This is a genomic window from Intestinimonas massiliensis (ex Afouda et al. 2020) (assembly GCF_900626285.1).
GTDB classification, from domain to species: Bacteria; Bacillota; Clostridia; order Oscillospirales; family Oscillospiraceae; genus Flavonifractor; species Flavonifractor massiliensis_A.
This window is the reverse complement of the sequence record NZ_LR131147.1, coordinates 2,335,825-2,361,768: the sequence shown is the minus strand read 5'-3', so window position 1 is coordinate 2,361,768 and position 25,944 is coordinate 2,335,825. Positions and strand designations below refer to the sequence as shown.

The window sequence follows — 25,944 nt, the reverse complement described above, 5'->3', positions numbered from 1 at the left end:
CATATTTGGTTACAATGCGGAAACGGCGGTTACATCTGGTCGTGGAAGGTGCGCTTGATGACCTCCAGCTGCTGCTCCCGGCTGAGGCGGGAGAAATTCACCGCGTAGCCGGACACCCGGATGGTGAGGGTGGGGTACTGCTCAGGGTGCTCCATGGCGTCCACCAGCAGCTGCCGGTTCATCACGTTCACGTTCAGGTGGTGGGCACCCTGGATGAAGTAGCCGTCCAGGATGTGCACCAGGTTGTCCACCCGCTCGGCCTCGGTCTTGCCCAGGGCGTTGGGCACGATGGAGAAGGTATTGGACACCCCGTCCTGACACACCGCCCGGTAGGGGATCTTGGCCACCGAGTTGAGGGAGGCCAGGGCGCCGCTCTTGTCCCGGCCGTGCATGGGGTTGGCGCCGGGGGCAAAGGGCTCCCCCGCCTTCCGGCCATCGGGGGTGGCGCCGGTCTTTTTGCCGTACATCACGTTGGAGGTAATGGTGAGAGCGGAGAGGGTGTGGATGGCGTTCCGGTACAGGGGGTGCTTCTTCAGCTCGGCGGAGAAGTAGGACACCAGCTCCACGGCGATGTCGTCCACCCGGTCGTCGTCGTTGCCGTACTTGGGGAAATCCCCCTCCACCGCAAAGTCCACGGCGATGCCCTCCTGGTTGCGGATGGGGCGTACCTTGGCGAACTTGATGGCGGACAGGGAATCGGCGGCAATGGACAGCCCCGCCACGCCGAAGGCGGCCAGCCGCTCCACCAGGGTGTCGTGAAGGGCCATCTGGCTGCTCTCGTAGGCGTACTTGTCGTGCATGTAGTGGATGATGTTGATGGTGTCCACGTACAGCTCCGCCACGTAGGACAGCACCTTTTTGTAGTTGCCCAGCACCTTGGGGTAGTCCAGCACTTCGTCCCGGTCCAATTCGATGCCGGGGACGATGACGCCCCCCTTCACCTCGTCCACGCCGCCGTTGATGGCGTACAGCAGGCTCTTGGCCAGGTTGGCCCGGGCGCCGAAAAACTGCATCTGCTTGCCCACCGCCATGGCGGACACACAGCAGGCGATGCAGTAGTCGTCCCCGTACATGGGGCGCATCAGCTCGTCGCTCTCGTACTGAATGGAGTCGGTGTCGATGCTCATTTTGGCGCAGTAGTCCTTGAAGCCCTGGGGCAGGTCCTTGCTCCACAGCACCGTCAGGTTGGGCTCGGGGGCGGTGCCCAGGTTGGTGAGGGTGTGGAGCATCCGGAAGGAGTTCTTGGTCACCAGGGTGCGGCCGTCCACCCCCATGCCGCCGATGGATTCGGTAACCCAGGTGGGGTCGCCGCCGAAGAGCTCGTTGTACTCCGGGGTGCGCAGGTGGCGCACCAGCCGCAGTTTGATGACGAACTGATCGATGAGCTCCTGGGCGCCCTCCTCGTCCAGCACGCCGTTGTCCAGATCCCGCTGGATGTAGATATCCAGGAAGGTGGAGGTGCGGCCCAGGGAGGTGGCGGCGCCGTTGTTCTCCTTGATGCCCGCCAGGTAGGCCATGTACAGGTTCTGCACCGCCTCATGGGCGTTCTCCGCCGGGCGGGTGATGTCGCAGCCGTATTTGGCGGCCATGGAGGCCATCTCCCGCAAAGCCCGGATCTGCATCTGGACCTCCTCCCGCAGGCGGATGCGCTCGTCGGTCATGGGGCCGTCCAGCATATCCAGGTCCTTTTCCTTCTCCTCAATGAGGAAGTCGGTGCCGTACAGGGGCACCCGGCGGTAGTCGCCCACGATTCTCCCCCGGCCGTAGGCGTCGGGCAGACCGGTGAGCAGGCCCGCGTGGCGGGCCAGCCGGGTGCGCTTGGGGTAGGCGTCAAACACGCCCTCGTTGTGGGTCTTGCGGTAGAGGCGGAAGTGGCGCTCGATCTCCGGGTCCAGCTGGTAGCCGTACTGCTCCAGGGCGGAGGTGGCGTTGCGGATTCCGCCGAAGGGGTTGACGATCCGCTTCAGCGGGGCGTCGGTCTGGAGGCCCACGATGACCTCGTTATCCCGGTCGATGTAGCCGGGGGCAAAGTTGTCGATGCCGGAGACGGCATGGGTCTCCACGTCGATGATGCCCTTCTTCACCTCTTCAATGATCAGGGCCTCGGCTTTTTTCCACACCTGAGCTGTTTTTGTGGAAATCCCGGCCAGAAAAGTGCTGTCTCCCATATACGGAGTGACATTTTTCTGGATAAAATTCCGCACGTTCACCAAATGCCGCCACTCGCCGGTGCGGAAGCCCTGCCAGGCGGTACAATTCACATCAATGCTCATAGGTTCTCCTCATTCCCTATTACAATAAATTTGGACAGGAAAGCCGGGCAGCCAGTCCGGCTTTCCCTCCATCTCGTGCCTAAGCTACAATAAGAGGAGCAACTGGCTGACCACTCACTCCTTGGGCTTGTAAGTCCGTACGACTATTACAATAAATTTGGACAGGAAAGCCGGGCAGCCAGTCCGGCTTTCCCTCCATCTCGTGCCTAAGCTACAATAAGAGGAGCAACTGGCTGACCACTCACTCCTTGGGCTTGTAAGTCCGTACGAAAGACTGTCAGCCATCCTCTTGTTGTAGCGTTCGATTTCAGCAGGTTGAGCCACCGGATGCCGGGGAGTTCGCGTCACCCAATAGATTGAATCGGCAACGAGAAAAGATGGATTCCGGTTGCAGATTCTTTAGTATTGGAGGAATGTGGATGAACAGCGTTGGCATCGATGTTTCCAAAGGGAAAAGCATGATCGCCGTCATGCGCCCCTTCGGTGAGGTGGTGGTTTCACCCTTTGAAGTGCGACACACCGCCAATGAACTGAACGAACTGGCAGGGCTGCTCAAAAGTTTGGACGGTGAGACCCGTGTGGTGATGGAATCCACGGGTAATTACCACGCGCCGGTGGCCTGGCTGCTCCACGACGCGGGACTTTATGTCTCCGTAGTCAATGCAATGCTGGTGCATGACTATGGGAACAACAGTTTAAGACGAGGCAAGACTGACAAGAAGGACGCCGTGAAACTGGCCAACTACGGCCTTGACCACTGGCTCACACTACCGAAATATGTCCCGGAGGAGGACACCCGGCTCATGCTGAAGACCTGCTACCGGCAGTACCAGCAGTATTCCAAAGTACGGACCATGCTGAAGAACAACCTAATCTCCCTGCTGGACACCGCTTTCCCTGATGCAAACCGCCTGTTTACCAGTCCACCCCGCGCCGATGGCAGCGAGAAGTGGGTGGATTTTGTAGCCGCTTTTTGGCATTGTGAGTGTGTCTGTGGTTTGTCTAAAAAGGCCTTTACCACCCAATACCAGAAGTGGTGCAGAAAGCACGGCTACAATTTTAGCGAGGATAAGGCACTGGACATATACGCCTCTGCATGTGGACACTTCGGTGTCATGCCGAAAACGGATACGGCAAAACTTTTGGTAGAACAGGCTGTTTCCCAACTCCGGGCAACTTCCGCCGCGTTAGCTGCTCTCAAGCAGGAGATGCAGTCCCTGGCCGTTTCTCTACCGGAGTATCCTGTGGTGATGGAGATGTTTGGTGTTGGCCCAACCCTCGGCCCCCAACTCATAGCTGAAATTGGCGATGTACGCCGTTTTCATTCCAAGAAAGCGCTGGTGGCCTTTGCAGGCATTGACGCCCCACCTTACCAATCTGGACAAGTGGATGTCCGTAGCCGTAACATTTCCAAGAGAGGATCTGCCTCACTGCGAAGGACGCTCTTTCTGGTGATGGGGGTCCTCCTGCAATGCGCTCCAATGGATGAGCCGGTCTACCAGTTCATGAACAAGAAACGCTCTGAAGGTAAGCCCTACCGTGTCTACATGATGGCCTCCGCCAACAAGTTCCTGCGCATCTACTACGCTTCTGTGAAAGCCTACCTGGATTCTCTGGAGCATGGCTGATTTCCCAGCTCTATACTGTCTGGCTGACCGCCATTTTTTGAAATGCACAGCGGTTTAATTTGGTGCACCCTTTTCCTTTGCTCGTTTCCTTTGAAAGTTTTACTTGACTTTTGTTAGCAGGTCTTTCGCAGACGGGGATTGTTTTTTTCTGTTTCTTTTTTCACCGGGACCCGATAGGGGCCAAGCCTTCGTCCCCCGTCCCTCGTCTCCCGTCCTTCGTTTATTTTCTTCACTATTTCACCCGATGGGACCGGCAGGTCCCATTTATGTACCACGTCTGTTCCCTGCCCACGGATCAGAGCACGCTCCCCGGCACGAAACAGAAAAAAATACCCGGCTTCCAGTGGAAGTCGGGTGGTTGTTTTACTTTAAAAAAGCCTCTTACAGGGGCCGCAGCCGAATGGGGCTAGAACGAAGTTCTAAATTCTTGTTCTATCCCATTCAATCTTATTAGATTATAGGGATGGAACAATCCGCAATCCGTTGTACCCCAGTCAGTTCGTGCATGGATAAAAATGGGTTATTTCATTTTTTCTCTTTTCCGTTTCTCTTTTTCTCCGGTTCGTTACTTTGCAGCAGCAGGATTCCGTAACCTTTTTCCGGTGGAAGGGGCTGATACTGCTCCTCTGTTACATAGCCGCTTTTCCGCCAGTTGTCCAGCAGCAGCTCCATGGTCTGCTGGGCCCGTTTGGCCTCGGCGGCCTGGTTCTTCTCCTCCGCCGACAGGCCCAGGGTCCAGAGCAGACCGTACTCGCTGCCCGCCTCGTCCCGCTTCAGCAGCCGGAGCTCCCGCTGGTCCACCCGGTTGCCCGGGTAGCGGACGATCTCCAGCTCCTGGAGCAAATAGTGGCGCAGCAGCAGGGTGCGGTCGTTGTTGTTCAGCCTGGTCTGGCCCAGGGTCTCGTCGTCCCGCAGGAGGCTGACGGGCAGCCGGAGCAGTTGGTTCCGCTCCTCGGCGTACTGGTAGAGGGGCATCTGCCCGTCCTGCCGGAAGCGGAAGCGCAGCCGGCTTTTGCCGCTCTCCCAGGTGAGGGGCAGTAGGGGGCCCTCATATACCTCCTGCCGGGCCTGCTGGTCGTGGTCGGCCAGGATGTACAGCTCCGTTTCGGCCAGCCGCTGCAGCCGGGCCTCCATCTCGTCCTGCTTCTCCGGCCGCAGCCGCCGGTCCATGTCTCCCGCCATGATCTGGCCGATGGTCTCTGCCCGGAAGCCGTTTTTCCCCTCTCCCGAGCGCCACAGGGAGTACACCGCGTTGGCCGTCACCATATCCAGGTAGGACAGCTCCCGGGTGATGACATAATCGGCGTAGTTGTTCGGGTCGTCGGACAGGCTGACCCGGTTGACGCAGCCGGTCAGGTCCCGGTATTTCCGCAGCTCATTGGCGATCTTGCAGTTGTTCATGAGAAACTGTTCCATACCCTCACCCCCTCAGCTGGCGGGCTTTTTGGTGAAAGCCGTCGTGATACCGGATGGGCAAGGCGCCGAACCGCTCCCGCAGCTCCTGGACCCGGAGGGGCCTTGCCTCCTCCGTTCCCTTCAGCTCCCGGAAATAGGAGCTGCCGCTGTAGAACTCCAGGGGGATACGCACCCCGTCCTGGCCGTACCGCATTTTCAGCAGGGTCAGCTCCAGCTGCCGGGGGTTCCGGGCCTTGGCGTCCTCCAGGGAGAAGGCCCCCTTCCCCCTGGTCTTTTCCATGCCCTGGTACTGCATGCCCAGGATCACGTCGGCGGAGTACTCGATGGAGCCGGATTCCTTGAAGCTCTCCAGGGAGATCTCCTTGTTATAGCTGAACCGGTTCAGGGCGCTGATCAGCAGGATCATGACCTTTTCCTGGTCCCGGATGGCACACAGCTCCCGCACATTGTCGTCCACGATCTGCTTGTCGCTGAATTTCGAGACCGGGTCCCGTGGGGTCAGGATCTGCAGATAGTCCACCACCACCAGGATAGGCCGGCTGCCGCCGGCCGCCTGGTACCGCTCCCGGAACTGATGGATCTGCTCCCGGATCTGGCCGATGTGGGTCAGCTCCGGCCCCTGCTCGTAGAGGTAGAGGTTCTGCCCCTCCCGCTCCACCAGCTCTCTGGCCTGGTTGATCCGCTCCCACTCCCCGTCGGAAAACCGCTTCTCCAGGTTCAGCAGGTCGGCGGCCTGAAAGCCGGGCTCCTGGTGGAGGGCAAAGTCGGCCCGGCAGAGGGCCTTGGCGGTGATCCAGGCCCGGTTCATCTCCAGGGCGAAGTAGAGCACCGGGTAGCCTCTGCCCGACAGGTTGTAGGCGATCTGGAGGGCCAGGGTGGACTTGCCCAGGCCGGGCACCGCGCCCAGCACGAACAGGCCGTTGAACAGTCCCCCGTTCAGGCTCCGGTCCAGGGTGGGAAAGCCGGTGGGCACCCGCTCGGCAGAGATGCCGCCGATCCTCTCCCTGGTAAAGAGGGCGGCGCAATCGCTGAGGGAATTGCCCGAAGCGGCCCGCTTTTCTCCCCGTTCCAGCCCCATATCCATTCCTTCCTTCCAATAGAACCATAGTTTGTTTTATGCTATCACGGATCCCGGACAAAGTCAAAGTCCGGCCCCCATGGGCATAAAAAAAGGGCGCTTCCGCCTCAGCGGAAGCGCCCTTTTGTGTTCTGTCAGCCGATGGCAATGGTGGACTGCTTAGGCAGTTCCTTCTTGGCCTGCTTGGGCATGGACAGCTTCAGGATACCGTCCTCATACTTGGCGGACACATCCTTGGGCTCCACATCGCCCACATAGAAGCTGCGGCTGCAGGCGCCGGCGTAACGCTCCTGACGGATGTACTTGCCCTTCTTGTCCGTCTCGTCCTTATCCAGGCCCTTGGCGGCGCTGATGGTCAGGTAGCCGTCCTTCAGGTCCACGTTGATCTCGTCCTTCTTGAAGCCGGGCAGATCGATGTCCACCTCGTAGGTGTCCTCGGTCTCACGCACATCGGTCTTCATCAGGTTCTTGGCGTGCTTGCCATACAGGGGGCTGCGGTTATTCCACATGGGAAACATCCCAAAGTCATCATCAAAGAAGTCATCAAACAGATTCTCACCAAAAATGCTGGGCAACATAAGTCATTCCTCCATTCATAGCACTTATTTTTTGCCCTGCGGAAGGGATCCTTTGGATCCCTCTCTCTTGGAACAACTATGTTATAGCACCACAGATTAGCACTGTCAAGCGGAGAGTGCTAACGTTTACAAAAACAGCAAAGTTTGTTCACAAAATATGCGATTTTTCCAGTGCGGTCTGCTTATTTGTAATTTTGAACGATGATATGGGTGGCCTGGGACTGGAAGCGGTTGCGGATATTTACCGCGTAGCGCTTTTGATATTCCCCCCGGATGTAGGGGCCGTACAGCTCCTGGGTGAGGGGGGTCTTGCCCACGATCATCAGGGCCCGGCAGCTAAGATTGCGGAAGTCGGCGGCCAGTCGGCGGTGTTCGGCCTCGTCAAAGCCGTTCATCCGGTCGATATTGCCGTAGTCATTGAAAATGCAGTCGTATGGGGGATCCAGGAACATGAAATCCTCCCCCTCCGCCTGTTGGAAAAGGGCCCGATAATCGGCGCACAGCACGGTGGCGCGCCGCAGCAGTTCGCTGTGGGCCTGGGTCACGGCATTTGCGTTCAGATGGCGGTACCGTCCGAACGGCACATTGTATTCCCCGCTGCTGTTGTAGCGGATCATGCCGGAGTAGGCCGTTTTATTGATAAAGAAGTAGGTCACACCCTCCAGGAGTTCCCGGGTGGGGTGGTTGTACTGGGCTCTGATCCTATAATACAGCGCCTCGTTCCGGTTTTCGCAGTGTTCGTCGGGATATTGGGCCTTCAGCGCCTCGTACTCCGTCTGGTTCTCCTCGTATTGCCGCTGGAGCTCGTCCAGCTGCCGGCGCATGAGCGGGTACTGGTCCCGCAGCTGCTGATAAAAGGTGATGAGCTTCCGGTTCACGTCGCCTACCACGGCCTGCTCCGGCTCCAGATAAAAATAAACCGCTCCCCCACCTAAGAACGGTTCAAAATAGCGGTGATACTTTCGGGGCACCCGATCAATGAAATCCGGGATTTCCCTTTGCTTTCCCCCACGATATTTTAAAATGGGCTTCAAACTGATCCACATCCATTTCCTTGGGCCTTTCTACTTACTATAACCTACAACCACTTTTTCTGCAATCTTTTTTCATCTCTGCTATAATGAGAGTAATCTTATTATGGGAGGTTGTCAGATCATGCTGAGTTGTTCGGTAAACCCCAAAGAGATCCCCCTGCTGTGCGGCAGCTGTCACAAGTGCCTGGGCCGCTCCAAGCTGGACTATCCCTTTACCCGGGACCTGTTTAACTCGGACGATCTGGTCCAGGAGCTGATGAGATTCGTGGCCCAGACCACAGGCTGTTCCTGCAGCCCCACCAAAATAAACAAGAATCCGGACATTGATGTGTTCAGCAAGGACGGCAGGCTGATCTGCCGCATTGAGGCAAAGTACTTATCGGGGCAGGCCTTTATGAAGTCCAAGCAGTTTATTCACCTCTACCCCCGGGAATCCCTGGCTGTGGACGAGCCCAAGCTGCAAAGCTACCTGGAGCGGAAGGCCCAGGACCGGGCGGACGGGAAGGACATCCCCATCTTTGTGGTCTGGAAGTTCGACCGGCCGTGCGACGACATCGGCGGCATCGCCGTATTCCAGGAGATCGACATCCTGCGGCAGATCTATCTGAAAAACGGGCCTTCCCGCTCCTTTGAGCGGAAAAGCTCCTTCAACGACTATCAGAACGGGACCAAGCTGGGCATAACCAAGAAGTACCACTTCTCCATCCGGGAATGCGAACCCATCGAGGACCTGCCCGCCCGCATCCTGGCGCTGTGACGGAGCGGCCACGGCCGGCCTTTGTTTAACGCTGTTCCTGCGCGCAGCAGGCGGGATAAGGTCGAACCGGGTCCGGTCGTTTTCCGCGTCAGATCCCTGAATCCCTATAAAAAAGTCTGTACCGTGTCTCCACGGTACAGACTTTTTGTATTTCTTCCGGTGTTTTTCAGCTCACCACTGGGTCAGTTCCAGGTACAGATCCTTGTACTGCTTCGCCGACTTCTCCCACGAAACGTCTTTCGCCATATCGCGCTGGACGACCTCGTCCCAGTGATAGCGGTTATTAAAATAGAGGGTCTTGGCCCGGTTGATGGCATCCAGCAGCAGGCCTGCGTCGTAGCGGTCGAAGGTAAAGCCGTTGCCGTCGCCGGTAAATTCGTTATAGGGCTCCACGGTGTCCTTCAGGCCGCCGGTCTCCCGCACAATAGGCAGGGTGCCGTAGTGCATGGCGTTGAGCTGGGTCAGGCCGCAGGGCTCAAAGCGGGAGGGCACCAGCAGGGCGTCCGCGCCGGCGTAGATCCGGTGGGCCCTGCCCTCATCATACTGGATACAGGCGCTGAAGGTGCCCTTGTAGGCATTCTCATAGGAGCGGAAGGCGTCCTCGTACTGCTTGTCGCCGGTGCCCAGCACCACCACCTGGGTATTGCCGTCCAATACCTGGGGAATGATGGCGTTGACCAGGTCCAGCCCCTTCTGGTTGGTCAGGCGGGAGATCAGGCCGATGACAAACTTGCCCGTGTCCTGCTCCAGACCCAGCTCCTTCTGGAGGGCCAGCTTGTTCGCCATCTTGTGGTCCAGCACGTTGCCCAGGCTGTAGTTGTCCGCCAGAGCGGGGTCAGTCTCCGGGTTCCACATGCCGTAGTCGATGCCGTTGACGATACCTCTGAGCTTGCCGCTGTGGTAGCGCAGGTGATCCTCCAGCCCCTCACCGTATTCGCTGGTCTGGATCTCACCGGCATAGGTGCCGCTGACGGTGGTAATGCGGTCGGCGTAGGCCAGGCCGCCCTTGAGCATGTTGGCGTTCACCCAGTCCTGCTGCAGGGCGCCCATGCCGAACACCTCGTCAGGCAGGCCGGACCAGTACTGGATGGTGGGAATGTTGTAGATTCCCTGGAACCGGAGGTTATGGATGGTGAGGACAGACCGGGCCCGGCCCACCGGGGAATCCTTGAACAGCGTGCGCAGATATACCGGTACCAGAGCCGTCTGCCAGTCGTGGCAGTGGACGATATCGGGGATCCAGTTCATATAATTCAGCGCGGCCAGGGCTGCCTTGCTGAAGAAGCAGTATTTGGGGATGTCGTCCACCAGATTGGTATAGGGATTGCCGGAGGAGAAGAACTCCTGATTGTCGATGAAGTCGTACACCACGCCATCCCAGATATATTCCATGATCCCCACATAGTAATTGCGCCCGGTTTTACCCAGGTCCATGTAAAACTCGCCCCGGTAGATCATCTTGTTCTGGTATTCCTGGGGGATGCAGGCGTAGCGGGGCAGGATGACCCGGACGTCACAGTTCAGCCGGGCCAGCTCCCGGGGCAGCGCGTACATCACGTCGCCCAGACCGCCGGTCTTGACAAAGGGGTGACACTCCGAACCGATGAACGCCACGCTCCTGCGGGGCAGGTTGGCCGTCTCATTCACGGGGGCAGCCTTTTCCTCAACGGACACGGCCTTCTCCTCAACGGGCACTGTCTTTTCCTCAACGGGCACAGCCTTTTCTTCAACGGGTGCGGCTTTCTTTCCGGCGGATGCAGCCTTCTTCTTTCCGGCGGGTGCCGCCTTTTTCACAGCAGAAGCAGTCTTTTTAACAGGAGCGGTCTTTTTCTCAGCAGGGGCGGCCTTCTTCTCGACGGGAGCGGTCTTCTTCTCGACGGGAGCGGTCTTCTCCTCAACAGGGGCGGCCTTTTTCTCAACAGGGGCGGCCTTCTTCTCGACGGGAGCGGTCTTCTTCTCGACGGGAGCGGTCTTCTCCTCAACAGGGGCGGCCTTCTTCTCCACAGCAGCAGCCTTTTTCTCAACAGGGGCGGCCTTCTCCTCAACAGGAGCGGCCTTTTTCTCAACAGGGGCGGCCTTCTTCTCCACAGCAGCGGCCTTTTCCTCAACAGGGGCGGCCTTCTTCTCCACAGCAGCGGCCTTTTCCACCACGGGAGCAGCCTTTTTCTCTACAGGGGTGACCTTTTCCACTGCGGGAGCAGTCTTCGCCGTGGCAGTCTCAGTTTTCTTTTTGGATACAGTCTTCTTTACATTCATGGAATCCGCTTTTTCCCGTGCCATCATGAACCTTCCTTTCACACATTGCTATTATCATCAGGCCCAGGCGCCTCCACCGGAACAGGAAGCAGCACAAGGGCGGGTCTTTGCTATCGGCAAGAATATAACACATCAGTCCCTCTTTTGACAGCCCCTTCTGGCAGAATTCAGACGAAAATCCATATTTTTACCAAAGGAGGCCATATGAACAGTCTCTTTTTCTTCCATACGGACCGGAATTGGTCACCATCCGGTCCTTCAGGCACTGTATGTTTCGGACAGGCACGGCGTCCCTGTCTCCGCCCTTTCATGGGTTCCCCTGTATCATACCACACTGACGCAAATTTGGACAGATGGAAGCGCCTGCCTTTTATAGAATCTGCATCCAAGCTCACAGAGGCAGATCAAATATAAAGCGACCCTGCCCGCTTGATGCAGGCAGGATCGCTTTTGTAAAATCAGAAATCGCCCAGGCCCATACCGTCGTCGATGACCACGGTTTCTTCGGGCTCTTCGGTGATAACCGGGACGAATTCGGAGAGGTAGGCCTCCTCCGGCAGCCCGGCCAGGTAGGCAGGCAGGTTGATGATGGGGCCGTCCATGCCGTAGGGCAGGGGGATGGTGTAGGTCACCGGGGCCTCCTCGTCTCCGCCCTTCTCCTGGGTGACAACCAGAGTGACGGTGATCTTCTGGCCGATCTGATCGGCCGAGGCCCGCTCGTTGTCATAGAGCTTGGAGAGGGCGTCGCCGTCGGCACTGTTGCCCACATGGATCTCGATCTTGTAGGGCGCTTCATAGGTGGTGCCCTGGTACTCCAGGGCCTTGTTGTCAAAGTATACCGTATGACCCCGGCCAATGACCATCATCACACCGGCGATGGCCACCAGGATCAGGACCAGCAGGAGCCGGAATACAAGTCTGCGACGGTTCATTTCGCACGCGCCTCCTCTTCCTTCTGGGCCAGCGCCAGCAGATAGCCGGTTTCGTTCTTGACCCTGCGCTTTCTGGTCTCATACAGGACGAGAGCCACGGTGATGACGCCGTAGGACACGAAGGTACGGAAATACTCGCCGATCATGGAGTCGCCGGTAATGGTGGTGCCCGCCTCCGGCGCCAGAATGAACATCATGTGGAACAGGAGCACGCCCAGGAAGGCGTTGCCGATGGAGGCCTTCTCCACCGACGCGCCGCCCACCAGCAGGGCCGCGATGCTGAAGGTGCCGATCTGCACGTGGGCGGTGTAGGTGGGGAAGTTGCCCAGATTCTGCAGATAGATAATCATGCCGAAGCCCGCCACCACTGTGGACATCACAATGGCGATGATGCGGGTGCGGTCCACATTGATGCCGGCGTCCCGGGCCACTTCCATGTCCTGGGCCACCGCCCGCATGTCCTGCCCCAGCTTGGTGCGCCGGAACCAGACGATGACCAGGCAGAGCACCGCGATGATGATAAAGGTGAGCACCGGGATCTTGACGCCGCCCACATTGATGGCCAGCAGGTTGTCCAGCTGCTGGCGCATGCTCAGCAGGCTGACGGTGTTGCGGACACCGTAGCCCCGGGGCAGCTTCAGGGTGGCGTGGATGATGGGAATCACAGGGCCCATCAGGAACAGCACCACCAGCTGGTAGACACCGTTCATGAGGTAGGAGATGAAGTAACTGGTGACCATTTCACGGCCCTTGGCCTTGTTCAGCAGGTTGCCGCAGAAGAGGCCCAGCAGGATGGAGATGGGGATGGAGATGATCATAGCCAGGATGATGCCGGGGATACCCCAGATCTGCCAGTCCACCACCAGGATCAGGGCGATCTCACCGGCCATGGCCCCCAGAGTCATACCGAAGTTCAGGCCCATGCCCGCCATGATGGGGATGAGCAGGGCAAGGATCAGGAAGGTGTTGCGTCCCATGCGGGTAATCAGCTCATTGATCAGGTAGGAGGGGGAGTAGCCCGCCAGGGGCAGGCAGATCAGGCAGATCACAACGAACATGATGGGCACGGAATTGTCCTGGATCAGCCGCTTGAGGCTGAATTTAGAGGTTTGTTTCCGTTTCATTTTGCCCCCCCCTTAATGACGCGGGTCAGCGCGTAGACGATCATGCCGTTGGAGACGATGATACGCACCACCTCGCTCACGTCCATGTGGATCATGGCGGTCATGACGGTGGGCGTCAGGGTGACTACGCTCTGGTAGAGGATGGTGCCGATGATCACATGGGGGATGGACGCCTTGTTGACGGCGGCGCCGCCGATGAGGATGGCAGCCACGGCGGGCAGGGTCATGTTGTTGGGGGCGGTATACAGCTGCATGAAGCCGAAGCCCTGCTGGTAGACCAGGATGCCCACCGCACCCAGCCAGGTGGACATGATCACCGACAGCAGGCGCATCTTGTCCACGCTGATGCCGGAGGCCCGGGCGAACTGGGGGTTGGAGCCCACGGCGGTCATGGCGGTGCCGGTCTTGGTGTGCAGGAAGGCCCACATGGCAAAGGCCAGCAGCGCGAAGAACAGGATGGCGCCGGTGGGGAAGTACAGGCCGCTCTCCGGATCAATGGGGATCCGCAGGAAGTTGGCCAGGGTCCCGCCGTAGAAGCCGTCCAGGGAGATGGTGGTACGCAGGCCCTGGCCGGACAGGCCCCACACCATGGTGGGGCTGGTGTAGGGCAGCAGCAGCCACATCATGCACATGAAGGAGATGGCGGCCAGGCCCACATAGGTGGCGATCATCATTTCGCCGCCCTTGATCCGGTTCAGCAGCCAGCCGTAGCCGCCGCCCAGCAGAAGGGCGAAGGGCGTGGCCAGCAGGATGGCCATAAAGAAACTGGCCACCCCGGTAAATCCGAACTGGATGGACAGAGTGCCGCCCAGCAGGCCGGCTATGATACCCAGGGGGATGCCGAAGTTCAGGCTGCAGCCGGAGTGGATCATGGGCACCATGGCCAGCACCAGCACCGCGTTCCAGCTGAAGCGGTTGATCACGTTGCCCACCTGCATGGTCAGGTTGGCGCCCACGATGGGAGCCATGATAAACAGCAGCAGGACGAAGCAGGTGATGATCATCCGGGGCAGGCCATAGCTGTCCAGCAGGGCTTTGAACCCGTTTTTCTTTTCCAATGTTTTGTCCATGACGTCCTCCTTATACCACCTGGCTGACCATCAGCGTGCCGAAGGCCTCCGAGGACTCGGTGGCCGGCAGGATGCCGGCGATCCGCCCTCCCGAGACGATGGCGATCCGGTCGCAGGACTGGCGCAGCTCCTCCAGCTCGGAGGAGATGATCACCACGGTAACGCCGTATTCCCGGTTGAACCGCTTGAGGGCCTCCAGCACCAGCGCCTTGGCGCCCACGTCGATGCCCCGGGTGGGCTCGGAGACGAAGAGGAACTTGGGCTGCAGGGCGAATGCCTTGGCCAGACACACCTTCTGCTGGTTGCCGCCGGAGAGCTCCTTCGCCTTCTGCTGGGAGCCGGTACATTTGATCTTCAGCTCGTCAATATACTGATTGGTCACAGCGCGGATGGCCCGCTCGTCCCGCCAGGAGAACAGGCCGAAGTTTTTGAGGAATTTATTCTGGATCTGCATGGCTGAGAAGGCCACGTTCCACTCCAGAGACTCGTCCAGCAGCAGGCCCACGCCCCGCCGGTCCTCCGAGACGAAGGCCAAGGAGGCATCCAGGCACTTTCTGGGGCTGTTGAGGGGGATGGGCTTGCCCTCAAACTCCACCGTGCCGCCTGCCTCATACAGGCCCATAATGCCGTTGGGGATACCCAGCTTGCCCTGGCCGGCCAGGCCGCCGATGCCCAGGATCTCTCCCTCCTTGATGTCCAGGTCAATGTTGCGCACCGTCTCGCCGGGCATGTCCACCCACAGCTTGCGGATGGACATGATGGTCTTGGCATCGGGGAGCTCCCGGGCCTCAGAGACGGAGGCAGACTCCACATTCCGGCCCACCATCCAGCGGGTGATTTCCGGCACGTCGATCTCCTTCGCCGGGCTCTCCTTCACCACATAGCCGTCCCGCATGATGACCACCTTGTCGCACACGGACAGGATCTCGTGGAGACGATGGGTGATAAAGATAACGGAGATCCCCTGGGCCGACATGTTCCGGATGGAGTCCAGCAGGGCCTCGGCCTCCTTCTCGGTCAGAACGGCGGTGGGCTCGTCCAGAATCAGCAGCTTCAGCTGCTCCTTGCTCAGCTCACGGGCGATCTCGGTAAACTGCTTGTGGCCCACGGGCATATCACTGATGACCATGTCGGCGTTGATCCGGACGCCCATCTTGTCGATGGCCTTTTCCGCGCGGTCCGCAATGGTCTTGTAGTCCAGCGTATCCAGCCGGGGCCCGAAAATCTCGGAGACGATGTTCCGCTTGGTGGGCTCCCGGTTGAGCAGGATGTTTTCGGCGGCGGTAAAGCCGGGGATCAGGGAAAACTCCTGATGTACCATGCCGATACCGGCGGCCAGCGCCTCAAAGGGCGTGGCAAATTTCACCGTCTGACCGTTCAGCCGGATTTCGCCTTCATAACCGCCTGTCTCCCGAATGACGTCCATGCCGAAGAGAATCTTCATCAGCGTGCTCTTGCCGGCACCGTTCTCGCCCACAAGGCCCAGCACCTCGCCGGCCTGCAGGGTGATGTTGATGTCGCTCAGAACCTGATTGCCGAAGAAGTCCTTTTTGATGTTCCGCATTTCCAGCAAGGGAGCGTTGTTGTTTTCCATAGTGTTCTTTTACTCCTCTCCCGCTTTGAAAACAGCAGGGGGAGAAATTCCTCCCCCTGCTGTTTGGAATGAACCATTGGAGAAATAGATTAGGCGGTGGTGAAATACTCCTCGGGCACCTCCACGTCGGTGGAACCCATGTAGTAGCCGGGATCGCCCATGATATAAGTATCCTGGTACACCAGGAAGATGTTCTCGGACTTGACACCGGTGGTGGCGTTGGTGTAGCCGGAGCCGTTCCACTCAGCGCCGGGAGAGAACACCTCATAGGCCTTGGCAATGTCGTCCATATCCTTCAGGTCGCTCTCGCCGTTGATGACGTTCATGGCGTGCTGGGCCAGGCCGGCGGAAGTGGTGTAGCCGTAGGAGTAAGCCCAGGTGCCGAACCGGCCGGCGCCGCTCACGCCGTCGTCGGTGGTGGTGGCGCAGACGGCCTCCTCCACCTTGGCCAGGATCTTCTCAAAGTCGCCGGCCTCCTCGGTCAGGTCCAGGCCCAGAGCGCCGGGATAACCCATCAGAGGAGAGGGCAGGTCGGCCTCGATGAAGTAGCCGCCATACTTGAACAGCTGCTTGAGCAGAGGCTCGGTGTGGGCGTCGTTGGTGCAGAAGTAAGCGGTCTGAGTGCCGTACTTCTGGACCCACTCGGGCACCTTCTCCAGGATGTAGGCCTGGGCGCCGGCGACGCCTACGTCAGAGGTGGGGTCGGGAGCGGTCTCCTGATGGAACTGGATGCCGAACTCCTCGCAGGCCTTCTGCATGACGGCCACGCGGCGGCTCATGGTCTCATAAGCCATGTGGCGGGGGAAGGAGATGTGCACGAAGTCGGTGCAGCCCAGCTCATGGGCGGTGCGGATGATCAGGTAGCCGCGGGCCACGAAGTCGTTGTTGCACACCAGGTCGGCGGCAGAGCCGATCTCGGGCAGGTCCTCATGGGACTCGCCGGCGATGCAAATGATGTCGGGGCGGCGCTCCTTGACCTGACGGAAGGCCTCGGTGGTGCCGGGAACCGCCTGGTTGACAACGATGGCCTTGATGTCGGGGTCATCGGCCAGGCCGGCGATCTTCTGGATGGTGGTCTCCACCTCATCGGTGAAGTTGTCGGGGTAAGTGGCCAGAACCACCCGGTCCTCGCCATACATGGCCTGGAAGGCCTCGGCGCCGCGGCGGTCGTCCTCGGACTGAGAGACGGTGCCGGTAACAATGCCGATCTTGAAGGTGTCGCCGGCGTCGGAGCCGGAGGGGGCCTCACTGCTCTGGGGGGCGGCGCTGTTCTGCGCGCCGGAGGGATTGCCGCCGCTACCGCAGGCAGCCAGGGCCAGCAGCATGGCTGCCGACAGCAAGAAACTAATCGCTTTTTTCATACATACCTCCAATTTTCAAAAGACTTACCGGGGATATATAGTTTAATAATACCAGACGTTCATAGTTTGTCAATACTTAGTTCATAGTTTGTCAACACCCAGCCCACCCCTCCGGCTCCCCAAAAACTACAAGGTAATTCACTCTTGAGTGGAAACAAGTGCATGGTTTTTTTCGACAGTCCGCTTGATAGCCCATGGGCAATCATCCCCCGATCCGGAGGCTTGCCCCCGGATCGGGGGACGGAATCGACCAGTACCTTAAAAAAGGGACGGCGGGTCCGCATTACTGTCTGACGCAGTTGACAAGTGTTCCCTTTTTATCGAAGTGTGATAGATAGCACTGTAAAGTGCCAGACCGCGGTTAAAAAAAGGCATAACGCATGATACGCGGCAGCTTCTGCGCGGAAGCTGTCAGGACTCAAAAAAGGGCTCCCACGGGCAAGGGGCAAAACCAGCGCCTTGGTCACCGGCATCATGCCGTTGGCTGGGGCTCTGGCTTCTCCCTGCTTTTGACTTCAGGCGCCGCGGCTGCACTTTGCAGGAGGGAAAGGATTTCCAGGGAAGAAAAGGATTTTTATACAAGACTCTATGCAAAAAAACAGCAAGCCTGACAGCCTGAAAACTGCCTGCTATTTTTAAAATATCCGGGGCGGCGCGGTAAATGAAGGTGCCGATGCCAGAAGCTTTGACAACTGTCAACGTGCTTTCCGCCGGAACCGTCCGCCGGTCTGAATCGGAGCAAGGACCCGTGCCAAATAAGAAAGGCTTTTCCCCGAAATGCTCCTCCGGACAGCAGTACCGTGACTCACAAGACCGGAACACGCCAGACCGTCCATCTGGTCGTCTTGCAATGAAGCGGAAAAAAAGAGGGGCGCTGCGGAGCGTCTCCTCCACAAAACGGAGTGCATTTGCCTCTGTTTCCCAATCCTTAGTGTTTCAGCAGTTTCATTGCTGGCGTCTTCCCTTGCTGCTTCCGTATGCTTTCTGTTGATTATCATCGGAACGCTAGGCACCCACAGAGCCGCCGGTCCCTGGATACCGTGCAACATACACCTGTTACACCATATAAAATAAAATACCTGTACTTGTCCAGATTTCTTTGCAAACGGCATTGCAACGTGCTACACTTATTTTATGTATACAGATTTTAGGAAAGATAGAAAAGAAAGGTGTATTTGCTATGTGGAAACCAACCCGATTTCTTTCAGCGACACTGGCACTCTGTCTTTTACTCAGTCTGACCCCGATGCCGCGGGCAGCAGAGGCACCAACCCATTCACCGGAGTCTCAACCATCAGTCCCGCCTGTGGAAGAAGATACCTTGCTTCCATCAGAAGGCGGGACCACCGTCCTCCCGGAAGACACGGAGGAGCTTTCCACCCTGGCAAGCGGTGATGTGGCCTATTCCGGCTACTGCGGAAAGAGCGGCGACGGTACCAGCATCTCCTGGGAACTGGATCTGGAGGCGGAGACCCTGACCTTCTCCGGCACCGGCGCCATGAAGGATTATTCCTCCGTTGGGCTTACGCCCTGGTTCAATGCGTTGGAGCCCTACAACGACAGCGACAGCAGCATCCGCTTGACGGTGACGGTAGGAGAGGGCATCACCCACATCAGCCGCTACTTCTCCGGCGCTTTCAGCGATATCTGCGGGGAAATCAATCTGCCCTCCACCCTCACCAGTATCGGCTCTCACGCGTTTGAGTGGCTCAGCGGCGGCCTGCCCAGTCACCTCACCATCCCTGCTCGGATCACCGATCTCGGAGATTACGCCTTCGCCAACTGCAGCTGCCTCGAAGGGGTCACATTTGAAGGGCCTGAGATCTGGACAGGCAAATATCTGCTGTCCGGCTGCAAGAACCTGAAAGAGATACACCTGTCGGATGGGCTGACCAGGATCCCCGATGGCTTTGCATCCTCTTGCAGCAGCCTTTCCCGTCTTGACCTGCCGGACAGTGTAAAAACAGTAGGTGTGGGGGCCTTCAGGGACTGTACCAGCCTTTCCGACGTGAAGTTCTCCGCCGCGCTGACAACCATCAGCTCCAACGCTTTTAGCAGCTGCTCTGCTCTCGCCGGTACTCTGAACCTGCCGGACAGCGTAACCACCCTCGATCAATACGCCTTCGCTTACTGCAGCAGCCTGACGGGCATCCGCTGGCCCGCCTCACTCACCACTGTTGGTAAGGAGGCCTTCCGTAGTTCGGGCATCGCCGGCCATCTGGACATTCCAGAAGGGGTCTCCTTCGACCTCGACGCCTTTGCCTACTGCGACCAGATCACCAGCATTTCTCTTCCCTCCTCTTCCAGCTATTTTAAAAGTGGTATTTTCGAGGACTGTGACGGCCTTACCAGCGCCGTCATCCCGGATGGCTGGACCATCATCCCCGCCCAAATGTTCTGGAGCTGCAGAAACCTCACCAGCGTCACGCTGCCTGAGAGCGTACAGACGATCGGAGCCAACGCTTTTTCAGGCTGTACCAGCCTGCCCTCCATTGACCTGCCGGAGGGACTTAAGAACATTAACGGCAATGCTTTTGCAGGCTGTACCAGCCTGTCCTCTATCGACCTGCCGGAGGGACTGGAGCGCATCCAGGGCGACGCCTTTTCCTCCTGTACCGGCCTGCCCTCCCTGCTGGTCCTGCCGGAATCTCTGACAGAACTGGGCGATCGGACATTCCGAGACTCCAGCGTCAACACCTTCCGTTTCCTGGGGAACGCCCCCTCGTGGGTATGCGAATCCGGAATGTATGACTCCACCTTCAATGATAACTGCGTGCTCTACTACACCCCCGGGAAGTCTGGATGGGACAGCCCCACCTGGAACGGATACGCAGCCTACGCCATTCTGGGCAAGGACAACTACGAATTCCACGATGCCGACTATTACAGCTCCCTCAGCCAGCGGAACTTCGACTTCATCGCGGACGTGGGTCCCCAGGTAGAGCAGCCCGTCTCCAACGTCACTCTGACTTACCTGGGCGCCTCCGCCACCACGGCAGATGGCCAGACCTCCATCTCCACCGCCTTTGTGGAGGAACAGCCCAACTCCACCGTCTCCTTCACCCAACCGGAGATGTTCGACGTATCCCTGCCGCTGGAGGTACTCTCTACCTTTAATACCATTGAGTTCTACCCCAGAACCGGTGCCTACCCCACCACCAAACCCTTCGTCCAGGCGGTCTACGCCCGCCACAGCCCGGAAGACGACTACGCCGACCTGCTCCACAACTCCCTCAAGTTCTATGCCGGCAGCCTGACCGAGCAGACCGACCTCTACGTCCAGGTCAACTGGAACGGCCAGTCAGGGAAGCTGTATCTGTCCCAGACCCTGGATCCCGCCGACGGCTGGGAGATCCAGGAGGGCTTTACCGAGGGCGGGAACATCTCCTTCCGGTTAAAGGCAGACAAGAAGCTGTACCTTCTCATGGAGTACGGCGGCCAGGTGGAGGCCGTCCAGCTGGGTGCCGCACTTCTCGCCGAGCAGGCGAACCTGGACCTGGTCCTGGGCGATACCTTTGACGCCACGGCTCCCAGCAGCGGAGGCCAATTCCTGTCGGAGTTCTCCTTTGGGGTTGATCTGCCCAAAGATGTCTCCATCTCTCTCAAGGTAGAGCGGGACGGCACCGTCCAGGCCCTTTTGGGGGTGAAGGTAGACGAGGAGAAAGAGGAGGATATCGCCTTCGACACCATCAAGGACGCCCTGGAGTACAGCCACCAGACGAAGGAAGGCCTGGATATGGAGGGCCTGCGCCACCTTCTGGAGAGCCGCGGGGCAGGGATCACCATACAGAAAAGCGCCTTTGTGGTGGACTGCTCGGCCAGCATTCTGGGCTGCGCCGAGGGCAAGATCGTCAAATACGACAACGGCCAGTACGGCATCGTCCTCTCCAAAGGCACCGTGGGGGTGAGCTTTGAGGGCGGGGTGACCCAGACCTTCCAGCTCTACGCCGCCAGCGTCCCCTTCTACATCTCCGGCTCCATCAATCCCAAGGTCACCTTCAACATTACCCTCTACTCCAACGAGACAAGTGATGCCCTTCAAGTAGAGCCCATCGACATAAAGGCCTCCCTGGAGATGAAGGTGGCAGGCGGTCTGGGCTGGGACTCCATTGCCAGCGCGGGCATCTACGGCAAGGGGACCGGCGAGGTGGCGTTCAAGATTCCCATGACAGAGCAGGATTCCTCCTGCACCTTCCAGGGCAGCATCGGCGCCGAGGCCACCTTCTTCTGCTTCTCGGCCGATCTGGTCATTTTTGAGGGTGAGAAGATCTACCTCTGGGGGGAGGAAGCGGATACCGCCTCTCTCTCCCTGATGGCGCTGCAGGAGGCCGACTGGCAGCCCCAATCCCGGGATTACCTGGGACTGGAGCCCGACCCGGTGCTGGACCTTCAGGCGGTGGGAGAGGAAAATACCGTCCTCACCGCAGGAGAGGTGACCGGTAGTGGGATCTACCCCTATGCCACCGTCCAGACGGCCGCTCTGTCCGGCGGACGGCAGGTGGCGGTGTGGACCGACGACCCGGGAGAGGATCGGCGTCCGGAGGCCAATAACCGTACCATGCTCTATTACAGCTACTACAACGGCAGCAGGTGGAGCACCCCGACCACGGTGGAGATCGGCGATGATGAAACCGCCGACTTCAACCCCAAGCTGAAAACCATCAACGACACCGTCTACCTGGTGTGGCAGGATGCCACCCGCTCGCTCACCGCAGAGGATACGGACGAGACCATTCCCGCCCTGCTGGATATCACCTGTTACCGGTTTGACCCTGCGTCCAACGCGTTTAGCCGGATGGGAAAATTCGGTACGGAGTACTACGACTCCACCATGGATATGACTATGGTGGATGGGAAATTTGCGGTAGTCTGGGTCTCCAACTCGGCCAACAGCCCCTTCGGCGGCAGCGAAAAGACCTACTCCATCCAGCGGCTGGCGGAGGGTCAGTGGTACCCGGACACCCTGGTTGACAATCTCTACCTGGTGGACGGCCTGGCGGCCGACGGAGAGGACATCTGGTTCTCCGCCGACACTGACGGAGACCCCAACACCCTTGCCGACCGGGAGATCTTCCACTTTGACGGCTCCACCCTGGAGCAGGTGACCCATAACGACGTGGCCGACCTCAAGCCCGCCATCACCGGCGGCCAGCTGGTCTGGTATTCCGATGGAGCCATTCAAATCGGCCAGGACACCGTGGCTCTGGCGGCGGACACCGACCGCTACCAATACCTGCGCAGCGATACAGGGATGGAGGCCATTGTCTATCTGGAGGACGACGAGTTCCGCAAGAGCACCCTGTATGCCAGTTTTAACGACGGCACCGGCTGGGGCGAGCCCATGGCTCTCACCGGAACCACGGGAAATATCGGCAGCTTCTCCGCCGCGTTCCTCTCAAACGGCACCTTGTCCATCACCGCCTGTGAGCGGGGGCTGGATGACAGCCAGAAAAACTACCTCAGCGGCACCGCTCGCTTGACCACTTACTCGGTCACTCCCTACTGCGACCTGGCCGTTGAGCATGCCACCTATCTGGAGCAGTCCCTGGTCAAGGGCGGCACCCTGGATATCCCGGTACGGGTGGCCAACCACGGCATGGCCAACGTGGATGTTGTGAACATCCAGGTGAAATCGGGCAGCCAGGTCCTGAGCAGCAGCGCCTTTGAGGCTTCCCTGGCCTCCGGCCAGTCCGATATCTTTTACATCAGTGTGCCCCTGGGTGAGGACCTGTCCGTCTATCGAGACCTCACCGTCAAGGTGAGCGCCGCCGGCTACACTGACCGGACTTCCGAGGACAACACCGCTTCCTTCTCCCTGCGCCTGTCCGACGTCTCAGTAGAGGGAGCTGTGGCCTCCTCCGACGGCGCCTCCACCCAGGTCAAGGCGCTGGTGGTCAACCGGGGCCAGACTGACTTGGGTGATCTCACCGTGAAGCTGTATGACTCCGCCGGCGCCACCCTGCTGGCCACCCAGACTGTGACCGCCCCTGCCAGCGGTGAGGGCACCTTTGTCACCTTCCAGTTGGCCCAGGGGATGGAAAATAACCGGTTCCTCACGGTGGAAGCCACCGCCGAGGGTTTAGAGCCCTTGGAAGAGAATCTTGCGTCCAACAATACCTCTATTGCTGTGGTAAAAGGGCCCAGGACAGAGGCCTGTGTCCTTTCCGCCAGCGCTGTGGCTGGCAGTGGCGGAAAGGTCAGCGTCATTGCTTCGGTTCAAAATTCCACCCAGGAGGAAAAACAATATTCTCTCTATTTTGCCGTCTATCGTGCAGACGGAAAACTGCTGGATAGCCAGGTCCTTGCCGATCAGGTGACGGCCGCCGGCGTACAAAACCTGGGTCAGGTGGATTTCTATTCCACTGAAGCAGCCTATGTGCGGGTTTTCGTCCTGGACGACACTTATGCTCCTTTGACGGAAGCGGCAGAATGTCCGGTATGACCTTCCCCTCAAAAATAGGCAGTCTGCAAGGAAAAGCACAACACGCCCCGTGTGCCTCACTGTAAACCGCTGTGTAATCTCCTTGTAGACGGGCACAATTTTACCCACCCTTGGGCGGGGCAGGCGGCCGCCAAACACCTTTTTGCTGGCAGAAGTCCGCACCCACTTTCCCCTGACCGGCATCTACGCCTCACCTCCACACCGTAAAGCTTGCGCCGCAGGAAACAAAACGGCGGTTGCGATTGATAACTTTCTCTTAACTCTGGCCTTTTGGTATGGCTATCCACAAAAATTTTTGGTATGTTGTCGTTCCCAAAAAGGGAGCGGCAGCATACCAAATTTTTACGTGGAGGGAAAAAATATGACAACGTGAACGAGAAACCAGGTGATCGCCTTCCGGGTAACCCCAGCCGAAAGGAGGCAGATTAACGCCAAGGTCAGACGCTCCGGGCTGAGCCAACAGGAGTATCTGCTGAATGCCGCCCTGAATCAGCCATTTATGTGATGGAAGAACTCAAGCACATCCTGTCGAAGCTGCGGGCCTGGGGCAAGAACCTGAACCAACTGACCACTCTGGCCCATCAAGGGCGAGTACAGATACGGTCCACAGCGTCCACCTCATGCTCCACGCTGCCCTGGAACGGGCGGTGAAGGAACGCGGCTGATACCCAGGAATCCCACCGAGGACTGCATTGCTCCAAGGCCCCGGAAGATTGAGATGCAGATTCTTCCCTCTGAAGACATGCACATCTATCTGAAGGCGGCCAAAGCCCAAGATCTCCTTCCCATGTTCTATCTGGAATTGGTCAGCGGCCTGCGGAAGGGTAAACTGGTGGCCCTGCGATGGGACGACGTAGATATCCAGGGTAAGACGATCTCCGTCAGCAAGCAGTATGTCCGCAACCCGGATGGCTCCCTGGAGCTCACCCGGCCCAAGACGGAAAACTCCGTCCGCCTGGTGTCCATCCCACAGACGGCGGTGGGTCTGCTGATCCAGGAGCACGACAAGCACCCGGACAGCCCCTACCTGTTCCCCTCCCCTATCTAAAGGACGCTGGGCTCCCCCATATCCGTTTCCACGACCTGCGGCACACTTTCGCCACCACAGCCCTGCAGAACGGCGTAGACGTAAAGACGGTGTCCTCCATGCTGGGGCACTACGATGCCGGGTTCACCCTCCGCACCTATACCCACGCAACAAGGCAAAAGCAGGACGAGGCAGCCGCCACCATGGGCAGCTTTATGGAACAAGTCATGTAAGGCAGAGAAAAAGACGGGCAGGAAGCGCAAACTTCCTGCCCGTCACTCTTTGAACCTTTCCGGCCCTTTCCGCGTGTGGGTCACGGTGTGGGTCAACCAACTGACCCGCATTTTGACCCGCGCCAAAAAGTCAGATATTGCAACAAAAAAGCCTTGAAAACCGAAGTTTTCAAGGCTTTTTGGAGCTGCTATCCGGATTTGAACCGGAGACCTCATCCTTACCAAGGATGCGCTCTACCGACTGAGCTACAGCAGCATAATGGCGACGCGGAAGGGACTTGAACCCTCGACCTCCGGCGTGACAGGCCGGCGTTCTAACCAACTGAACTACCGCGCCATTTCTACTCATTTTATCACAAACAGTTTATCAACTGGATTCGTCTGGCAGGGGCAGAAGGATTCGAACCCTCGGCACTCGGTTTTGGAGACCGATGCTCTACCAGCTGAGCTATACCCCTAAATGGTGGGCCTTCACGGGCTCGAACCGTGGACCGGCCGGTTATGAGCCGGCTGCTCTAACCAACTGAGCTAAAGGCCCATATGCCGTTCCACAATTTGAAAAAGTGGGCTTGCCGTCACATTTGTGGCGGCAAGCCACATTTCTTTTGGCTCCCCCTGTTGGACTCGAACCAACGACCCTGCGGTTAACAGCCGCATGCTCTACCGACTGAGCTAAGGAGGAATATCAAAAGGGTCCGGCCTGGTCAGGCCAGACCCCTCTGGTTTGTGTTGGCGTTACCTATCTTCCCGGTCCGTCTCCAGACAAGTATTTTCGGCGCAGGTGAGCTTAACTTCCGTGTTCGGGATGGGAACGGGTGGACCCTCACCGCAATCAACACCAACTGTACTTTTCTTTGAAAAGAAAAGTAAGCAAAAGAAACTTCAACAACTTTCTTCTCCTTACCGTTCTTCTCAACGATAAGTTATTATATTCACTTGTGGCCCTCTTGTCAAGAGGAAAATGGTGACCCGTGCGGGAATCGAACCCACGTTTGCGGCGTGAGAGGCCGCCGTCTTAACCGCTTGACCAACGGGCCGTTTACGCGTCGCTATTGTCAGCACCCTCAAAACCGAACAATGCAGAGATCGTACCAGGCAAGCGCCTGCATTCATCATGTTAAGGTCAAGCCCTCGGCTTATT

The 25,944-nt window shown here is 58.5% G+C and carries 17 protein-coding genes, 6 tRNA genes, 1 rRNA gene and 1 pseudogene; 6 read left to right on the top strand and 19 right to left on the bottom strand.

Annotated features, from left to right (window positions below; genetic code table 11):
- Nucleotides 1–29: 29 nt before the first annotated feature.
- A complete protein-coding gene (gene pflB, locus E0E41_RS11750) occupies nt 30–2,273 on the bottom strand; it encodes a formate C-acetyltransferase (RefSeq protein WP_130870066.1) in 2,244 nt (747 codons plus the stop codon).
- Nucleotides 2,274–2,692: 419 nt separating this feature from the next.
- Here pflB and E0E41_RS11745 point away from each other — a divergent pair, with 419 nt between their 5' ends.
- A complete protein-coding gene (locus E0E41_RS11745) occupies nt 2,693–3,901 on the top strand; it encodes an IS110 family transposase (RefSeq protein ID WP_130870730.1) in 1,209 nt (402 codons plus the stop codon).
- 525 nt (nt 3,902–4,426) lie between these two features.
- Here the strand turns inward: E0E41_RS11745 and E0E41_RS11740 are convergent.
- From E0E41_RS11740 to E0E41_RS11725, 4 genes are all read right to left on the bottom strand, one after another.
- Entirely contained in the window at nt 4,427–5,317 is an 891-nt protein-coding gene (locus E0E41_RS11740) for a hypothetical protein (protein ID WP_130870065.1), read from the bottom strand.
- Nucleotides 5,318–5,321: 4 nt separating this feature from the next.
- Nucleotides 5,322–6,395: a DnaB-like helicase C-terminal domain-containing protein gene (locus E0E41_RS11735; protein WP_165450545.1), complete on the bottom strand. Its 1,074-nt coding sequence runs from the start codon at nt 6,393–6,395 to the stop codon at nt 5,322–5,324.
- Between the two features lie 134 nt (nt 6,396–6,529).
- On the bottom strand, nt 6,530–6,973 hold the full coding sequence (locus E0E41_RS11730; protein ID WP_130870063.1) for an Hsp20/alpha crystallin family protein: 444 nt from the start codon (nt 6,971–6,973) through the stop codon (nt 6,530–6,532).
- 182 nt (nt 6,974–7,155) lie between these two features.
- Complete coding sequence (locus E0E41_RS11725; RefSeq protein ID WP_130870062.1) at nt 7,156–8,007, bottom strand: DNA adenine methylase; 852 nt, start codon at nt 8,005–8,007, stop codon at nt 7,156–7,158.
- A gap of 121 nt (nt 8,008–8,128) precedes the next feature.
- On the opposite strand from E0E41_RS11725, the gene E0E41_RS11720 reads away from it, so the two are divergent.
- On the top strand, nt 8,129–8,764 hold the full coding sequence (locus tag E0E41_RS11720; RefSeq protein WP_130870061.1) for a hypothetical protein: 636 nt from the start codon (nt 8,129–8,131) through the stop codon (nt 8,762–8,764).
- A gap of 171 nt (nt 8,765–8,935) precedes the next feature.
- On the opposite strand, the gene E0E41_RS11715 is transcribed toward E0E41_RS11720, so the two are convergent.
- From E0E41_RS11715 to E0E41_RS11685, 7 genes are all read right to left on the bottom strand, one after another.
- Entirely contained in the window at nt 8,936–10,411 is a 1,476-nt protein-coding gene (locus E0E41_RS11715) for a glycogen synthase (RefSeq protein ID WP_438819468.1), read from the bottom strand.
- A gap of 1,067 nt (nt 10,412–11,478) precedes the next feature.
- Nucleotides 11,479–11,952: a DUF6672 family protein gene (locus E0E41_RS11710; protein ID WP_130870060.1), complete on the bottom strand. Its 474-nt coding sequence runs from the start codon at nt 11,950–11,952 to the stop codon at nt 11,479–11,481.
- The gene (locus E0E41_RS11705) at nt 11,949–13,076 is read right to left on the bottom strand and encodes an ABC transporter permease (protein ID WP_130870059.1); all 1,128 of its coding nucleotides are present in this window, start codon (nt 13,074–13,076) and stop codon (nt 11,949–11,951) included. The genes E0E41_RS11710 and E0E41_RS11705 overlap by 4 nt, the downstream gene beginning before the upstream one ends.
- The gene (locus E0E41_RS11700) at nt 13,073–14,146 is read right to left on the bottom strand and encodes an ABC transporter permease subunit (RefSeq protein ID WP_130870058.1); all 1,074 of its coding nucleotides are present in this window, start codon (nt 14,144–14,146) and stop codon (nt 13,073–13,075) included. The genes E0E41_RS11705 and E0E41_RS11700 overlap by 4 nt, the downstream gene beginning before the upstream one ends.
- Nucleotides 14,147–14,156: 10 nt before the next feature.
- Nucleotides 14,157–15,740 (bottom strand): sugar ABC transporter ATP-binding protein, encoded by a 1,584-nt coding sequence (locus E0E41_RS11695; RefSeq protein ID WP_130870057.1) that lies wholly within the window; start codon nt 15,738–15,740, stop codon nt 14,157–14,159.
- A gap of 89 nt (nt 15,741–15,829) precedes the next feature.
- A complete protein-coding gene (locus E0E41_RS11690; RefSeq protein ID WP_130870056.1) occupies nt 15,830–17,101 on the bottom strand; it encodes a DUF3798 domain-containing protein in 1,272 nt (423 codons plus the stop codon).
- A 411-nt stretch (nt 17,102–17,512) separates the two neighbouring features.
- Nucleotides 17,513–17,800: a hypothetical protein gene (locus E0E41_RS11685; protein ID WP_130870055.1), complete on the bottom strand. Its 288-nt coding sequence runs from the start codon at nt 17,798–17,800 to the stop codon at nt 17,513–17,515.
- Nucleotides 17,801–18,422: 622 nt separating this feature from the next.
- On the opposite strand from E0E41_RS11685, the gene E0E41_RS11680 reads away from it, so the two are divergent.
- From E0E41_RS11680 to E0E41_RS18980, 4 genes and pseudogenes are all read left to right on the top strand, one after another.
- The gene (locus tag E0E41_RS11680; RefSeq protein WP_165450544.1) at nt 18,423–23,543 is read left to right on the top strand and encodes a leucine-rich repeat domain-containing protein; all 5,121 of its coding nucleotides are present in this window, start codon (nt 18,423–18,425) and stop codon (nt 23,541–23,543) included.
- Between the two features lie 385 nt (nt 23,544–23,928).
- Complete coding sequence (locus tag E0E41_RS19350; RefSeq protein WP_438819459.1) at nt 23,929–24,048, top strand: plasmid mobilization protein; 120 nt, start codon at nt 23,929–23,931, stop codon at nt 24,046–24,048.
- Between the two features lie 213 nt (nt 24,049–24,261).
- Nucleotides 24,262–24,591, top strand: a complete 330-nt coding sequence (locus E0E41_RS18985) for a hypothetical protein (RefSeq protein ID WP_242623767.1) — start codon at nt 24,262–24,264, stop codon at nt 24,589–24,591.
- 20 nt (nt 24,592–24,611) lie between these two features.
- Nucleotides 24,612–24,689: pseudogene (locus E0E41_RS18980) on the top strand (hypothetical protein); the annotation flags it as partial.
- Between the two features lie 294 nt (nt 24,690–24,983).
- Here the strand turns inward: E0E41_RS18980 and E0E41_RS11665 are convergent.
- The 7 genes from E0E41_RS11665 to E0E41_RS11635 form a co-directional block, all read right to left on the bottom strand.
- Nucleotides 24,984–25,059 (bottom strand) — tRNA-Thr (locus E0E41_RS11665).
- A 4-nt stretch (nt 25,060–25,063) separates the two neighbouring features.
- Nucleotides 25,064–25,140: transfer RNA gene (locus E0E41_RS11660), tRNA-Asp, on the bottom strand.
- A gap of 45 nt (nt 25,141–25,185) precedes the next feature.
- A tRNA-Trp gene (locus E0E41_RS11655) sits at nt 25,186–25,261 on the bottom strand.
- A gap of 3 nt (nt 25,262–25,264) precedes the next feature.
- Nucleotides 25,265–25,341, bottom strand: a tRNA-Ile gene (locus E0E41_RS11650).
- A gap of 68 nt (nt 25,342–25,409) precedes the next feature.
- Nucleotides 25,410–25,485: transfer RNA gene (locus tag E0E41_RS11645), tRNA-Asn, on the bottom strand.
- Between the two features lie 45 nt (nt 25,486–25,530).
- Nucleotides 25,531–25,646 (bottom strand): 5S ribosomal RNA (gene rrf / locus E0E41_RS11640).
- 119 nt (nt 25,647–25,765) lie between these two features.
- Nucleotides 25,766–25,840 (bottom strand) — tRNA-Glu (locus E0E41_RS11635).
- Nucleotides 25,841–25,944: the final 104 nt, after the last annotated feature.